Genomic DNA, 417 nt, shown 5'->3' with positions numbered 1-417 from the left:
CGCCGATGGCGACAGCGCACCGGCCGGCAGCCTTACCATCAACATCGTCGATGACGTGCCGACGGCGGTCGCCGACAGCAACAACGTCAACGAAGGCGCGCTGCTGACCGTGACGGCGGCGGCGGGCGTGCTGGCCAACGACGTGGCCGGTGCCGACGGCTTTGCCGCCGGTGGCGGCGTGGTCGGCGTGCGCGCCGCGGGCGCCGACACCACGACGGCGGTGACCACCGGTGCCGGCACCAACATCGCCGGCCTGCATGGCACGCTGCATCTCAACGCCGACGGCTCCTACACCTACCAGTCGACGGCCAACAACATCTCCTCGGCGACGACGGACGTGTTCGTCTACACCATCATGGATGGCGACGGCGACCTGTCGACGACCACGCTCACCATCAACCTGTCGGACAGCGGCCT

Annotated in this window: 1 protein-coding gene; it reads left to right on the top strand. The window is 69.3% G+C overall.

Annotated elements, in window-relative coordinates:
- A partial coding sequence (locus tag ACWGTI_RS32745; protein WP_454590692.1) for an Ig-like domain-containing protein occupies positions 1 to 417 on the top strand: 417 nt, incomplete at both ends.

The sequence above is a fragment of the Mesorhizobium sp. ArgA1 genome, assembly GCF_053714375.1.
The sequence above is the reverse complement of the archived record's forward strand: the minus strand, read 5'-3'. Positions and strand labels throughout refer to the sequence as shown.